The following is a 14,406-nucleotide window of genomic DNA, read 5'->3' on the forward strand; positions in this document are numbered from 1 at the left end:
CACACAAACGGAGAGGACGAATAATGATGTTAAGAACATTGCTGGCGACGTCGGTCGCAACGCTTGCCCTGACGGGTACTACATCGGCTGAAAACTGGGATATGCCGATGGCCTATCCGGCCAACAACTATCACACGGAAAACGCCCAGATGTTTGTAGATGCGGTCCGTGAGTGCACGAATGGAGAGCTGGAAATCACCATCCATGCCGGTGGTTCGCTGTTCAAGGGGGACGAGATCAAGCGCGCTGTGCAGGTGGGCGAGGCCCAGATTGGCGAGCGTCTGTTGTCGGCCCACGCAAACGAGAACGCGGTGTTTGGATATGATTCCGTTCCATTCCTTGCCACATCGTTCGAGGCGTCCGATGCCCTGCGCGATGCTGCCCGCCCGACGTTGAATGCGCTGTTGAACGAACAGAACATGACCCTGCTCTATTCCGTGCCATGGCCGCCGCAGGGCCTGTATTTTGCGCAGGAGGTCAACAACCTGGCTGATGCGGAAGGTCTGAAGTTTCGGGCTTACAATGCCGCGACGGCGCGTGTGGCCGAACTGGCTGGCATGGTGCCGACCCAGATCGAGGCGGCAGAGTTGAAGCAGGCGCTGGCTACGGGAGTTGTGCAGGCGTTTATCTCCTCCGGCTCGACCGGGGTGGATGAAAAGGTGTGGGAGGACCTGACCAATTTCTACGATGCCAAGGCGTGGTTGCCCCGCAATTCGATCTTTGTGAACAATGATGCGTTCAATGCGCTTCCTGCCGCATCGCAGGAATGTCTGATGACCCATGCCGCCGAGGCCGAGGCGCGCGGGTCGGCCAAGGCGGCAGAACTGGCTGGCGGGTTCCTGGCAACACTGGCTGACAACGGGTTGACCGTGTCGGAGCCGGGCGAGGAATTGGCCAATGATCTGGCTGAAATCGGCGTGACCATGACGGCTGAATGGCTGGAACAGGCAGGCGAGGCGGGCAACTCCATCGTCGACGCCTATTCGAACTAGGTTGACAGTTGGCCCCTGCTGATGCGGGGGCCTCTTCTTCATTTCATAGACGACAAGAAGGAGCCAGCCGTGCGCAGCCTGCTGGACGGACTTTATAAAACCTCTGGCATGGCTGCGGCGATTGCCCTGATCGCAATTCTGGCACTTGTGACGGCCCAAATGGTTGCCCGTTGGGCCGGGCAGATTTTCCCGGGTGGCGCGCAATATGCAGGCTATGCGATGGCGGCAACATCGTTTCTGGCGATGGCCTATACCTTCAATCATAATGCCCATATCCGCGTCGCGCTGTTCGTGTCCAAATCCGGGCGCTATCGCCGTGCGGTTGAGATCTGGTGCTATACACTGGCCAGCCTGTCAGCCCTGTTTCTGGCATGGTACGCGGTCAAGGCGACCCTGCTGTCGGCCCGGATCAACGATATTTCGCAAGGGCAGGACGCGACACCACTATGGATTCCCCAGACATTCATGGCGATTGGGGCAGTTATCTTTGCCATTGCTGTTGTCGATAATCTGCTGCGCCTGGTTTTGACTAATTATCAGGGCGTAGACGCGCATGAGGACCCGATTGACTGGGCCGCCGCCTTGCTGGGGTCCCACACCAGCCGCGCGATCATGGTAGGGGTCGTCCTGCTGGTGGTCTATGCCGGGGTGCAGGCGATGACTGGGTTTGACCGCGATGCGGTTGCGCTGAAGATCGGGATCTTCCTGTTCGTGATGTTCTTTCTGCTGGGCACCGGGATCTGGGTCGGGTTGGCCCTGATGGGTGTCGCCTATATCGGGATGGTCGGGTTCACAACGCGCAATCCCGGCAATGCGATGATCATCACGGTCTGGACGAGTGCGAGCAGTTGGACACTGACCGCCCTGCCCTTGTTTATCTGGATGGGCGAGGTGCTGTACCGGACCCGCCTGTCAGAGGATATGTTCAAAGGGCTGGCCCCGTGGCTGGCGCGTATTCCGGGCGGGTTGCTGCATACAAATGTCGTCGGCTGCACGGTGTTTGCCGCTGTGTCCGGATCGTCGGCGGCGACCCTGACGACAGTAGGCAAAATGTCGATCCCGGAATTGCAGAAACGCGGCTATCCGGAGTTCATGACCGTGGGCACGCTGGCAGGGGCGGCGACGCTGGGTCTGATGATTCCGCCATCGCTGACGCTGATCGTCTATGGTGTGACGGTCAAGGAGAGCATTACCAAGCTGTTCATGGCGGGTGTCCTGCCGGGGCTGGTGCTGGCGGCGATGTTTATGGCCTACATCGTGGCGTGGTACTATCTGCGTCCGGGCGAACGGCCTGAGCCGGAACCGCGTATTGGCTTTGCCGCGGCGTTGAAGAATTCGACATTGCTGATCCCTGTGATTGCACTGGTCGTTGTGGTGATCGGGTCGATGTATACCGGCTATGCCACCCCGACCGAGGCGGCGGCGTTTGGCGTGATCGGCGCGCTGATCCTCGCCGCGCTGCAAGGATCGCTGAACTGGGATACGTTCATGGACAGCCTGCTGGGCGCCACGCGCACCAGTGCGATGATCGCGTTGATCCTGATGGGGGCTGCGTTTTTGTCGCTGTCCATGGGATTCACCGGGTTGCCGCGCGCTTTGGCCGCCTGGATTGCCACGTTCAATCTGTCACCGGTGGCCCTGATCGCCGCCCTGACCGTGTTCTACATCATCATCGGTATGTTTCTGGATGGGATATCGGCGGTCGTCCTGACCATGGCGATTATTGAGCCGATGATCCGGGCGGCAGGCATCGACCTAATCTGGTTCGGCATCTTCATCGTTGTGGTGGTCGAAATGGCCCAGATCACCCCGCCCATCGGGTTCAACCTGTTTGTTCTGCAATCCATGACCAAACACGACATCACATATATCGCCAAGGCCGCCCTACCGATGTTCGGGATCATGGTGCTGATGGTGGGCGTTCTGGTGGTGTTTCCGGGGCTGGCTACGTGGCTGCCAGAGCAGTTGCTGACCCGATGACCGGGTTCATCGGGGTGCTGATGCTGGACACCGCGTTTGAGCGGGTGGTGGGGGATGCAGGTAATCCCGAAAGCTACCACCGCCCTGCCCGACTGCGCGTTGTGGAGAATGCCGGCAGCCCCGAGATTGTCCGCGATGGGTTGCCCGACCCTGACCTGATCTCCGCGTTCTGTCTGGCCGCGCAGGAGTTGCAGGCGGCGGGGGCGGTTGCCATCACCTCCACCTGCGGGTTTCTGATCAGTGTGCAGGACAGGATTGCGGCGGCGGTCACTGTTCCGGTGATAGTGTCCGCCCTGTCGCTGTTTCCGCTGATCCGTGCCGCCCATGGCAACAGGCCCGTGGGGATCTTGACCGCATCGCGCCAGCAGCTTGGGCCAAAGGCATTGGGGGCCGCAGGGGTCGTGCCGGATCAGGTCAGGATTGCCGGGATGGAAGATTGCCCGGCCTTTGCGCAGGCGATCCTTGTGCCGAAATCGGACCAGCCGGCCAGAATTGACCGGCAGGGGATTGCGGATGCTGCAGTGGCGCGTGCCTTGATGTTGTGTGACGAGACCCCCGATCTGGGGGCCATCCTGCTGGAATGCGGGAACCTGCCGCCTTATGCGGATGCCATCAGTGCCGCAACGGGCAGGCAGGTTTATTCCATCCTTGATGCGGCGCGGCTGATCGCGCCGTGACCCCGGATTGACCCCGGCCGGCCCATCAGCCAATTGTGGGACGAAGAGAAGGAAAACCAGCGATGATCATCGGCCATATCGGCGCACGTGCGGGCAGCAAGGGTGTGCCCAACAAGAATTTTCGGATGCTGCATGGCAAGCATCTGATCGACTGGTCGCTGGATCAGCTTTTTGCGACTGAACGGGTGGATCATGTGGTTGTGTCCACGGATTCAGAGCAGATGTATGAACATGCGATCAAGCGGGGCTGTCTTGATATCGGTCTGCGTCCTGCGGAACTGGCCACGGATACGGCGGCCAAGTGGCATGTCTGGCAGCATGCCTTGTGCGAGGTGGAAAAGCAGACGGGCCCTGCGACTGCATTTCTGGACCTTGATTGCACATCGCCGCTGCGCTTGCCTGAGGATATCGAGGCCGGGCTGGACCTGTTCGCGCGCGCCGCGCCGGATATGGTCATGTCCTGCTGTGAAAGCCGCAAGAACCCATATTTTAACATGCTCGAAACCGATGAGACCGGCGCGCTGCATGTGTCAAAACCGCTGCCGCATGGGGTTGTCGCCCGGCAGCAGGCGCCGATGGTTTATGACCATGTGGGGTTGGTTTACGTGGTCAAGCCGGATTACCTGCGCAGCGCGCAAAGCCTGTTTGAAGGGCATGTGATCCCGCTGGTCGTGCCGAATGAACGGGGGCTGGACGTGGACAGCCCGTTTGACTGGGACGTGATCGAGTATCTTCTAGGCAAGCAGATTGCCGAAGGGCTGCGCGATCCAGCCTAGCGCCAGCCTTGCCAGAACCACAATGCGTTCTGCTTGGCTCTGAAGCTCTTGGTCAGTGCATCGGGATCGTATTCCGTCCTGATCCACTCATCAATCGCGATGGGTGAATGGGCGATGCGGGCGGCATAGACATCGAGGAAATGATCGAGGATGCCAGTTTCGCTGCGGCGGATATGAATGTAGCGGAAACTCAGTTGCTTTTGGGCGACCTCCAGCGGGGTGTCTTCATAGAGCATCAGGTAGATCGCTGCAGCCAAACCAGTACGGTCGGCGCCCGATTTACAATGCATCAGAAACGGCCGTTCGATTGTCTCAAAAGCATCAAGCAGCCGGGTCAGTTCATCAACCGTCGGCGCGCGCCGGGCGGCCATCTGGGTTGTCACCAGGTTCAGCCCCAGCGCCTCGCAGCTTTCAACCTCAAACAGGTAATGCGGCTGCGTGGCCGGGCCGCGCAGATTGAGCACGGTCTTGATCCCCATCGCGGCATACCGTTCGAATCGTTTGTGATCAGGGTGGTTGGACCTGTAGGCGCCCGGCGCGAATTCTTCGAAGTTATGCCAGTTCTTGCGCAGGATCCCGTGATCCAGCCAGTTCAAGTGCCATGTGGATTTCCGGCGCTCTGCCGGGTTGGTGATGTCATGGCCAAAGGAATTGCGCCAGGCGCGTTCCTTTTCTTCCAAAACTTGAAGCACTCTTCGGATCATCGCGGCCTGACCATACACGTTTCCCTGTCACTTGGCCCATCATGCACCGTATTGCAATGGTACGGGGCCAATTGCTCCGCCGCGTCAAACCACATAGATATCCATCAACACTGGATGCAGGAGTAGCAGGATGAAGATCGCAGGACGCGAGATCGGGCCGACACACCCGCCGCTTGTCATTGCCGAGATCGGGATCAACCATGGCGGTGATCTGAATGTGGCCAAGGAGATGGCGCGTCTGGCCGCCGGCGCGGGCTGCGAAATGATCAAGCATCAAACCCACATTATCGAAGACGAGATGACTGAAGAGGCCAAATCGATCTTTCCGCCCAATGCCGATGTGTCGATCTGGGATGTGATGGCCGCCTGTGCGCTGTCGCTGGAGGATGAGGCAGAGCTGAAGCGATACACCGAAAGTCTTGGCATGATCTGGATATCGACCCCGTTTTCGCGGGCGGCGGCCGATTTTCTGAATGACCTGGACGTGCCTGCCTTCAAGATCGGATCGGGCGAGGCTGATAACCTGCCCCTGATCCGCCACATCGCCCGGATGGGCAAACCGGTGATCATGTCGACGGGCATGCAGAGTATCGAGACGATCCGGGCGTCCGTCGATATTCTGGATCAGGCGGGGATTGAATATGCGCTGCTGGAATGTACCAATCTTTACCCCTCGCCGCCCGAAATTGTGTCTTTGCAGGGGGTGACTGACCTGAAGGCGGCGTTTCCTGATGCCGTTGTCGGGTTTTCGGACCATTCCATCGGGCCTGAAATGGCGCTGGCGTCGGTCGCGCTGGGGGCCTGTATTCTGGAGCGGCACTATACCGATACCCGCTATCGCAAGGGTCCCGATATCATCAATTCCATGGACCCGTCAGAACTGCGCCACATCATCGACCGGTCGCGCGAAATTCACACGGCCTTGATGAACCCCAAGCAACGGACAACCGCCGAAGAAGATGTCTACCGCTTCGCCCGGGCGTCAGTTGTGGCCGACAAGGACTTGCCCGCAGGTCATGTCATTGGCGAAGCCGACATCTGGGCACGCCGCCCTGGATCGGGCGAAATTGCGGGGTATGATTTTGACAAGGTGGTGGGGAAGACGCTGACGCGCGCTGTCACGCGCAATACGCAGTTGAAGTGGGGCGATCTCGCGTGAGCTTTGACAAAAGAAAGCTGAAACGTGAGTTGAAGCGACCGGTCGATCAGCTTCGGGCGGCACTGCTTTACCCGTTCGAGATTTACTGGAAATACGCCCACGATCGCGACTTCCGCACCAATATCAGGATGACAAATGGAGAACAGCCCGTCGACCGGAAGGTGGCTATTTATCTGATTTATCAGCCAAAAAAGCTTGCCGAGTCCACCCTGGTCACTTGTGAGCATCTGCAGCGACACGGATATGCGGTTCTTTTGGTGTCGAACACGGCGCTTTCCGAAGAATCCAAACAACGGCTCAAACCCGTGATATGGAAGATCATGGAAAGGCCGAATTTCGGGTATGATTTCGGCGGCTATCGTGACGGCGTGAGATTCATTCAGGACAGCGATCTGTCGCTGGATGCGATGGTGATCCTGAACGATAGCATGTGGTGGCCGGTGTTTGAAAATGACACGACGCTGGCCCGCATGGAAAGATCTCAGCACGATCTAATGGGAATGATCATCCGGCCATTTGGCAAGCGGCGAAAGGCGATGGCTGAACGCCCGCAGCACCTGCAATCCTACTTCTATTGGTTCAATGCAAAGGCCATTTCATCAAAAGCGTTTCGAGATTTCTGGGATCGTTATCTGCCGTCCAGTTTCAAGTATAATGCCATCCGTCGAGGTGAATTGAAATTCACCGAGGCGATGAAATCTGGTGGACTGTCAATCGGAACGCTTATCCGTTTCGATGATTTTTTTGACGCTTTACGCCAAAAGCCCAGCGATTATCTGAACAAGCTACTCGGTTATGCTGCCTACAAAAATGCGGCGCAAACGGAGCAATCGCACGCATTGCAAGACGCAGCGACAAAAGATGATGTGTGGCGTGAAAATGTGTTTGAGTTCATCAATCATGTCGAAGCCACAAGCGAGTTTCATATGTCTTTTCAGGTCAACTGTATGGATTTACTTGGGCTTAATCACACCAAGCGCTCTTCAGGTGAACCAAAGGACTCGCCACACCATGTGGCCCGCGATCAGTTTCTTAAAGCGGTTGAAAATGCTGACCTTCCGGGTCCAATCCCGTTGGTCTTGGCCGAGATTGAAGAACGACACCGGATCGGTGCACAGGCCGTAGGGCGCTAAGCGATGCGCGAGCGCCTTGATACTATTCCGATCTACCTGATCAATCTCGAACGTTCGGAAAAGCGCCGCGCCACGATGCAAAACCGCCTTGATGCCCTGGGTTTTCAGCACCACTGGTTCAGGGCGCGCGATGGGCGGGCGGATTGGGAGAAACTTGCTGACACCGTCGATATTCCGGCCTTTGAACGCAATACCGGTCGCAAGGTCATGAAAGCGGAAATCGGGACATTCCATTCGCATTTGGGCGTCTGGCAGGCCTTTCTTGAGACCGGCCAGGACGTGGCACTGGTTTTGGAAGACGATGTGGTTTTTCATGATAACTTTGTTGATGCGGTGAACGCTGCACTTGCGCAGAAGGACCGTTGGGACTTTCTCAAACTCAACAAGATAAGGGCGCAGTATCCCACACAACGCGGAGAGATCGGCTCTTACACGCTGAACGCCTATGTCGGGTCAGCAACTGGCCTTGGGGCTTATCTCATTACCCGCGCGTTGGCCGAACGTCTGCTTCCCCGGATGCTTCCGATCACCCGGCCTATCGACCACGAGCTTGATCGCATTTTTGTTCACCGGTTCCGGCACTACGGGTTGGAGCCATTTCCCAGCCATGTCGATGACGGCAATGAAAGCACGATTACAGGGACCGGGTTTTCCGAAGTTCGCAAATTCCCGAAATGGAAGCGATTGCCGAACTACCTGCTGCGCTTGCGCAATCTGGTTGGTAAGTGGTGGTATCTTCGACGGCACTGAGCGTCGCTGCGCGTTGCACCGTGGCCCGATTGCCATTAACCCGGATGAAACAAACAAGGACAGGGTGCCGTGGCGATTTCCCGCAAACTTCTTTTCGTGACAGGAACCCGCGCTGATTTCGGCAAGCTGGAGCCCCTTGCCATCGCGGCGCGGGATGCCGGGTTCGCGGTCAGTTTCTTCGCCACCGGCATGCATATGCTGGATCGCTATGGCCTGACCAAGCTGGAGGTGCATCGCACCAGTGGTGTGCAGGTGCATGAGTTTCTGAACCAGCGCGAGGGTGATCCGCAGGATATGATCCTGGCCAAGACCGTCATGGGGTTTTCGGATTTCGTGCAGGAACACACCCCTGATCTGGTGATCATCCATGGCGACCGGGTCGAGGCGCTGGCCTGTGCTCTTGTCTGTGCCACCAACTATGTCCGCTGCGCCCATATCGAAGGGGGTGAAGTGTCAGGCACGATTGATGAGATTTACCGCCATTGTAACAGCAAGCTGGCGACCTATCATTTCGTGTCGTCGGAGGATGCGGCCCGCAGGGTGATGTCGCTGGGTGAGGCCAAGAGCCATATTCACGCCATCGGATCGCCTGAACTGGATTTTCATGCCGGTCCGACCGGTGTTTCGCTGGCAGAGGTCAAGGAACGTTATGCGATCCCGTTTGATGATTACGGGATCTGTGTGTTCCACCCTGTCACGTCGGAAGCCGCCACGATGGGCGCGCAGGCGAAGGCTTTGTTTGATGCGCTGGATGCGTCGGGCCGCAGTTTCGTGCTGATCGCCCCCAATAATGATCCGGGGTCAGCGGCGATTTTTGACCGGATCGCGCAGCTTCCGGCGGACCGGTTCCGGGTTCTGCCCTCCATGCGGTTTGCGCATTTTTCGGAACTGATGAAGAACGCATCCGCCATGGTCGGCAATTCGTCGGCGGGCGTGCGCGAGGCCCCGTTCATCGGGATTCCATCGCTTGATATCGGGACCCGCCAGACGAACAGGGCAAAGGCCCCGTCGGTGTTCTTTGCCGACGCCGGAGAGACGCAGAAGATCAGCGATTTCCTGACCCGCGAATGGGGCAAATCCTATCCGCGCCATGATGCTTTTGGCGGGGGCAGTGCCGCGGAAAGGTTCGTGAGCATCCTGCAATCCGAGGCGTTCTGGGACGCGCCGATGCAGAAAACCTTTCACGATGCCGCGGACTGAGATGCAGCGTGGCTGGCTGTTGCGGGCCTATCTGCTGGCAAGCCACGGCTTTCCCCTGATCGCGCCCCGCCTGCTGCGCAAACGTCTGGCGCGCGGCAAGGAAGACCCGGCACGCTGGCGGGAGAAGCTGGGACAAGGGCTGGCGCCGCATCCGGGCCATCCGCTGATCTGGCTGCACGCGGTCGGTCTGGGTGAGGTGTTGTCATTGCGCGGTCTGATTGCGCGTCTGGCCGACAAACATGAAACGGCGTGGTTTCTGGTGACCTCGACCACAGCCGCATCGGCGCAGGTCTTCGCCAGAAACCTGCCGCCCCGCACGATCCACCAGTTTCTGCCGATTGACGCACCGGGTTATCGCCGCCGGTTTCTAGATCATTTTCGCCCTGATCTGGTGGTCTGGGCCGAGCAGGATATCTGGCCGGGTTTTGTCAGCGATCTGGCCGCACGCGGTGTGCCGCAGGCCATTGTCGCGGCCCGGATGAACGAGACGTCGTTCCGGTCGCATCGGCGGGCTGCATCACTGTACCGGGATGTCTATCGGGCGATGGACATGATCACCGCGCAGGATGCCCGGACGGCGGAGCATCTGACGGCGCTGGCCATTCCTGCCACCGTGGCGGTCACCGGATCGCTGAAGCCCGCCGCACCACCGCTAGAATGTGATGCAGAAGAACTGACCGCGCTGACATCCGCGCTGGCGGGCCGGACCGTTTGGGCGGTGGCCCCGTCGCATCCCGCCGATGAGGCGATTGCCATCGCGGCGCATGAGGCGCTTCGCAAATCGGACCCCGGTGCGCTGCTGATCATTGCACCGCGCTTTCCTGACAGGCGGGATGAGATCGCGAAGGGATGTGATCTGGCGGTGACGTTCCGCTCTGATGGCGGCCTGCCTGCGCAGGGCGATGCGGTTTGGGTGTGCGATACGTTTGGCGATCTGGGGCTGGTCTATCGGTTGTGCAAGCTGGTGCTGATTGGCGGGACGTTCAGCGAGATTGAAGGGCATAACCCGTGGGAGGCAGCAATTCTGGGTGTCGCTATCGCTCATGGGCCGCGTGTGGCCAATTTTGCAGATGATTTTGCCGCTCTGGACGAGGCCGAAGCGGCTGCGGAAATCAGTGACGCGAACGATTTACTGACCCTGCTGCAGTCGGACCGGATTGAAGAAATGACGCAAAGCGCCAGAGCCGTGATCGCGCGGGCGAGTGGTCAAACGGACCGGCTGGTCGACGATCTGCTAAAGCTGTTGGAGAACGGTGATGGCTGACAGGTTTCCGACCCCGAAGCTGCGCATCGCCTTGGTAGTCTATGGCATTCTGTGGTGGGTACTGATGCCCGTGATCCTGATCTATCTTTGGAAACGCGGACGAAAGGACCCGCTTTACAGCCAGCATATTGCTGAACGCTTCGGTCGTTACCCTGATCCACGATCGGGTGCTGTGTGGGTTCATGCGGTGTCACTGGGTGAAATGCGGTCCGCCACGCCCTTGATCCGCGCCCTGCTGGCCCGGGGCGAACATGTTGTCACGACCCATTTCACCCCCGCCGGGCGACGCGAGGCGGAACGTGAGTTTGCCAGCGAAATCGCCGAGGGGTCGGTGCGCACCGTCTGGGTACCGTTCGAATATGGATTTGCCTATCGTCGGTTTCTGACCCGCTTTGCCCCGAAATACGGGCTGGTGATGGAAATCGAGATCTGGCCGCGCATGATCATGGCCTGCCGCGCCGCTGGCGTGCCGCTGTTCATGTGCAATGCGCAATATCCGCTGAAGAGCTACAACAAGGACAAAGGCGGGCTGCGCGCCGCGCTGCTGGCCGGTTTCGCGGGTGGTTTTGTGAAATCGCAGGCGCAGAAAGACCGGTTCGCTGCCGCTGGCATGTCGAACATCCATATCACAGGCGAATTGCGGTTTGATCAGCCGATCCCGCAGGCGCATCTGGATGCTGCGGCGCGTGTTCATGCGGACCTGACCAAGGGGCGGCGGACCTTTACCCTGACCAGCGTCGTTGAGGGCGAAGATGAAATCTATATCGATATGATCCGGCAGAGCCCCGATGCCTGTTTCATCTATGTCCCCCGCGCGCCGGAACGGTTTGACGTGGTGGCCGGAATGCTGCGCGATGCCGGTATCGGCTTTGCCCGCAGGTCCGAGATGCTGGGCGCCGATCTGTCACCTGCCGGTCCGCTGCCTGATGTTGACGTCTTGCTGGGCGACAGCATGGGCGAGATGTATTTTTATCTTGGCCTTTGCGATCGGGCGATTGTGGGGGGCGGCTTTGTCACCAAAGGTGCGCATAACGTGATTGAGCCGCTGGCGCTGAAAAAGCCGGTGATCGTCGGGCCGCATATCTGGACAATCGAATATCCCGCGACAGAGGCGATTGCGGCGGGGGTCTGTCAGCTTGTCCAGACACCGGCGGGATTGCATCGGGCCGTCAACGACCCGGTTCCGGTCACCGAAGATCAGATCACGGCGTTTTATGATGATCATGCGGGCGGGGTCGCGCGGACGCTGGAAGCCATCGCGCAGGCCTTGCCGCGTTAGCCGCCGATATCTTCCGGGCCGACGGCGGTTGCCTTGATGATGGCGAAGATCTGCTGGCCTTCCGCCAGTTCCATCAGTTTGGCGCTTCTGCGGGTCACGCGGGCCAGCAACTGGTCATTGCCTGCCCGAAGGCCGACCGCCACGCCCGGACCGCGCCCCTGTTCGATGGCTGTGATCGTCACGGGCAGCACGTTCAGCGCGCTGATGCCTTTGGGCGCCTCCCGCGCGAGGATCACGTCCTGCGCGGGGATCCGCAGCCGCACCTTTTGGCCCAACCGCCCCAGATTGCCAGGCAGGACGATGCGCCCGCCGGAAAAGGCAACCTCTGTCAGGCCGTCATCCAGCAGACGCCCGGCGACCTTGGCGATGATGACCGAACCGGCGTCGCGGACCCCAAGCAACGGCACGGCATCAGGGCGCGCCAGAACGTCGCCTGCCGGGCCGGATGCGACGACGCTTCCCCGCTCAAGCACGACGAGGGTGCTGGCAAGGCGCGCGACCTCTGACATGTCGTGGCCGACATAGAGGATAGGCACCTGCACCTCGTCCCGCAGCCGTTCGATGTAAGGCAGGATTTCGGCCTTGCGTGGTGCGTCGAGTGCCGCAAGCGGTTCGTCCATCAGCAGTATCTGCGGATCGGACATCAGGGCGCGGCCCAGCGCCACCCGCTGGCGTTCGCCGCCCGACAGACCCGCCGGACGCCGCTGCAACAGATCGCCAAGACCCAGTACATCGATCACCCGCGTCGCATCGTGGTCGCCGCCATAGGTCAGGTTGCGTTGCACGTTCATATGGGGAAACAGCCGCGCGTCCTGGAAGACATAACCGACGCGACGCTTTTGCGGGGCCAGGTTTTGCCGGGTCTGGCTGTCGAACAGGACCTGATCACCGACGGCGATTCGCCCTGCATCGGGCCGCAGCAGGCCCGCCACGGCATTGACCAAGGATGTCTTGCCCGACCCGGATCGCCCGAAAATCGCGGTCACGCCTGCGGGTGCCGTGACATCCACATCAAGGGTGAAATCGCCCAGCCGCTTTGTGATCCGGACCTGCAGCATCAGCGCCCCACCTGCCGGGCCATGCGTCGCGCGAGCCATTCGGATATCAGCAGCGCGCCCATAGCCAGAATGACGGAGACGATCACGAGACCGACCACGGCCGGTTCACCGCCCGGCACCTGCAGCAGCCCGTAGATGGCAGATGGAATTGTTTGCGTTTGACCGGGGATCGCGGCGACAAAGGTGATCGTTGCACCAAACTCGCCCAGCGCCTTGGCAAAACCGAGGATGGCGCCGGCCAGAACACCCGGCAGGATCAGGGGCAAGGTAACCGTGCTGAAAATCCGCCAGCGTGAGGCGCCGAGGGTTGATGCGGCCTCTTCCAGCCCTTGATCGACAGCCTCGATCGCGAGCCGGATCGCGCGGACCATCAGGGGGAAGGCCATGATTGCGGCGGCGAGCGCGGCCCCGGTCCAGCGGAATGCCAGTGTGATCCCGAATGTATCATTGAGAAACCCGCCAATAGGGCCGGTCTGACCGAACAGAACCAGCAGCAGATAGCCGGTGACCACAGGCGGCAGAACCAGCGGCATGTGGACCAGCCCGTTCAGCAATTGCCGCCCCGGAAACCGTTTGCGCGCCAGCAGATAGGCGACAGCAACCGCTACGGGCAGCGCGCAGATCGTGGCGACCACGGCCACCCGCAGGGACAGCCAGATCGCGGTCCATTCCGCAGGGCCGAGGCTTTCCATCATTGCGTCAGGTCCTGTGGCGGCAGAAATCCCGCGGCGGCAAATTGGGCGCGCCCGGCGGGCGAGGACATATGGGCCAGAAACGCGCCTGCCTCTGCCTTGTCCGATGTCACGGCGCCGAGGTAGCGGATGGGCGGATGGCTGTCGGCGGGAAAGGTCGCCACGATGCGGACCGCTTCGCTAACCCTAGCGTCGGTGGCGTAGACGATGCCCAGCGGCGTCTGTTCGCGGATCACCAGCGTCAGGGCGGCGCGGACGTTGTCAACTTCGGCGAGCCTGTCCGCGAATGCGGGCCAGAGGTTGAGCGATGTCAGTGCTGCCTTGGCGTAGATGCCTGCGGGCACTGCCTCGGTCAGGCCAACGGCGATGCGGCCGCTCCCCAATGCATTACCGATGCCGTCCCCGGTCAGGGGAACGTCAGACGCTTCATTTGTCCCGATCAGCACCAACCGGTTGCTGGCCAGATCGACGATCCCGTCCGCACTGATCCGTCCGGATGTGACAAGTGCCTGCATCCATTCATCATTGGCCAGCACAACGACATCCGCCGGTGCACCCAAGGTTAGTTGACGCGCTAGCGTGCCGCTGCCGCCGTAGGACAGAGTGACGTCACCGAAATCTGCGGCCATCGCATCCAGTGGTTCTTTCAGGCTTGCGGCTGCAAAAACCACGACCTCCGCGTTGGTGGCGGTCGCTAATATCAGCCAGAAAACAAAAGTGAAAATGCGCGCCTTCATGCGGC

Annotated in this window: 14 protein-coding genes and 1 pseudogene; 11 read left to right on the forward strand and 4 right to left on the reverse strand. The window is 60.0% G+C overall.

Annotated elements, in window-relative coordinates; translation table 11 throughout:
• Positions 1-23 precede the first annotated feature (23 nt).
• The 5 genes and pseudogenes from ACFWW4_RS01140 to ACFWW4_RS01160 all read left to right on the forward strand — a co-directional run bounded on the left by ACFWW4_RS01140 (position 24) and on the right by ACFWW4_RS01160 (position 4,425).
• Positions 24-992: a TRAP transporter substrate-binding protein gene (locus ACFWW4_RS01140; RefSeq protein ID WP_411889178.1), complete on the forward strand. Its 969-nt coding sequence runs from the start codon at positions 24-26 to the stop codon at positions 990-992.
• Positions 993-1,100: 108 nt separating this feature from the next.
• Positions 1,101-1,505: pseudogene (locus ACFWW4_RS01145) on the forward strand (TRAP transporter small permease subunit); the annotation flags it as partial.
• A gap of 144 nt (positions 1,506-1,649) precedes the next feature.
• Positions 1,650-2,972, forward strand: coding sequence for a TRAP transporter large permease (locus ACFWW4_RS01150; RefSeq protein ID WP_393928158.1), 1,323 nt, complete (start codon positions 1,650-1,652; stop codon positions 2,970-2,972).
• A complete protein-coding gene (locus tag ACFWW4_RS01155; protein ID WP_411889179.1) occupies positions 2,942-3,649 on the forward strand; it encodes an aspartate/glutamate racemase family protein in 708 nt (235 codons plus the stop codon). Before ACFWW4_RS01150 ends, ACFWW4_RS01155 begins: the two co-directional genes overlap by 31 nt.
• A 62-nt stretch (positions 3,650-3,711) precedes the next feature.
• Positions 3,712-4,425, forward strand: a complete 714-nt coding sequence (locus tag ACFWW4_RS01160; RefSeq protein WP_411889180.1) for an acylneuraminate cytidylyltransferase family protein — start codon at positions 3,712-3,714, stop codon at positions 4,423-4,425.
• On the opposite strand, the gene ACFWW4_RS01165 is transcribed toward ACFWW4_RS01160, so the two are convergent.
• Positions 4,422-5,117, reverse strand: coding sequence for a tyrosine-protein phosphatase (locus ACFWW4_RS01165; protein WP_411889181.1), 696 nt, complete (start codon positions 5,115-5,117; stop codon positions 4,422-4,424). The genes ACFWW4_RS01160 and ACFWW4_RS01165 overlap by 4 nt on opposite strands.
• Positions 5,118-5,259: 142 nt before the next feature.
• On the opposite strand from ACFWW4_RS01165, the gene ACFWW4_RS01170 reads away from it, so the two are divergent.
• From ACFWW4_RS01170 to ACFWW4_RS01195, 6 genes are all read left to right on the forward strand, one after another.
• The gene (locus tag ACFWW4_RS01170) at positions 5,260-6,288 is read left to right on the forward strand and encodes an N-acetylneuraminate synthase family protein (protein WP_411889182.1); all 1,029 of its coding nucleotides are present in this window, start codon (positions 5,260-5,262) and stop codon (positions 6,286-6,288) included.
• Positions 6,285-7,421 (forward strand): rhamnan synthesis F family protein, encoded by a 1,137-nt coding sequence (locus ACFWW4_RS01175; protein ID WP_411889183.1) that lies wholly within the window; start codon positions 6,285-6,287, stop codon positions 7,419-7,421. The genes ACFWW4_RS01170 and ACFWW4_RS01175 overlap by 4 nt, the downstream gene beginning before the upstream one ends.
• Positions 7,422-7,424: 3 nt before the next feature.
• Positions 7,425-8,171 carry a glycosyltransferase family 25 protein gene (locus ACFWW4_RS01180; RefSeq protein ID WP_411889184.1) on the forward strand — a complete coding sequence of 249 codons (747 nt, stop codon included), beginning with the start codon at positions 7,425-7,427 and terminating at the stop codon, positions 8,169-8,171.
• Positions 8,172-8,240: 69 nt separating this feature from the next.
• Entirely contained in the window at positions 8,241-9,371 is a 1,131-nt protein-coding gene (gene neuC / locus ACFWW4_RS01185) for a UDP-N-acetylglucosamine 2-epimerase (protein WP_411889185.1), read from the forward strand.
• A complete protein-coding gene (locus ACFWW4_RS01190) occupies positions 9,358-10,635 on the forward strand; it encodes a 3-deoxy-D-manno-octulosonic acid transferase (RefSeq protein ID WP_411889186.1) in 1,278 nt (425 codons plus the stop codon). Before neuC ends, ACFWW4_RS01190 begins: the two co-directional genes overlap by 14 nt.
• A complete protein-coding gene (locus tag ACFWW4_RS01195) occupies positions 10,628-11,914 on the forward strand; it encodes a 3-deoxy-D-manno-octulosonic acid transferase (protein WP_411889187.1) in 1,287 nt (428 codons plus the stop codon). The genes ACFWW4_RS01190 and ACFWW4_RS01195 overlap by 8 nt, the downstream gene beginning before the upstream one ends.
• Here ACFWW4_RS01195 and modC read toward each other — a convergent pair.
• The 3 genes from modC to modA are packed head-to-tail and all read right to left on the reverse strand — an operon-like array spanning position 11,911 to position 14,401.
• On the reverse strand, positions 11,911-12,972 hold the full coding sequence (gene modC, locus ACFWW4_RS01200) for a molybdenum ABC transporter ATP-binding protein (RefSeq protein ID WP_411889400.1): 1,062 nt from the start codon (positions 12,970-12,972) through the stop codon (positions 11,911-11,913). The two genes, ACFWW4_RS01195 and modC, sit on opposite strands and share 4 nt — an antisense overlap.
• On the reverse strand, positions 12,972-13,664 hold the full coding sequence (gene modB, locus ACFWW4_RS01205) for a molybdate ABC transporter permease subunit (protein WP_411889401.1): 693 nt from the start codon (positions 13,662-13,664) through the stop codon (positions 12,972-12,974). Before modB ends, modC begins: the two co-directional genes overlap by 1 nt.
• The gene (modA, locus tag ACFWW4_RS01210) at positions 13,664-14,401 is read right to left on the reverse strand and encodes a molybdate ABC transporter substrate-binding protein (protein WP_411889188.1); all 738 of its coding nucleotides are present in this window, start codon (positions 14,399-14,401) and stop codon (positions 13,664-13,666) included. The genes modB and modA overlap by 1 nt, the downstream gene beginning before the upstream one ends.
• Between the last annotated feature and the right edge of the window lie 5 nt (positions 14,402-14,406).

It is taken from the genome of Yoonia sp. SDW83-1 (assembly GCF_046762885.1).
Lineage (GTDB): Bacteria > Pseudomonadota > Alphaproteobacteria > Rhodobacterales > Rhodobacteraceae > Yoonia.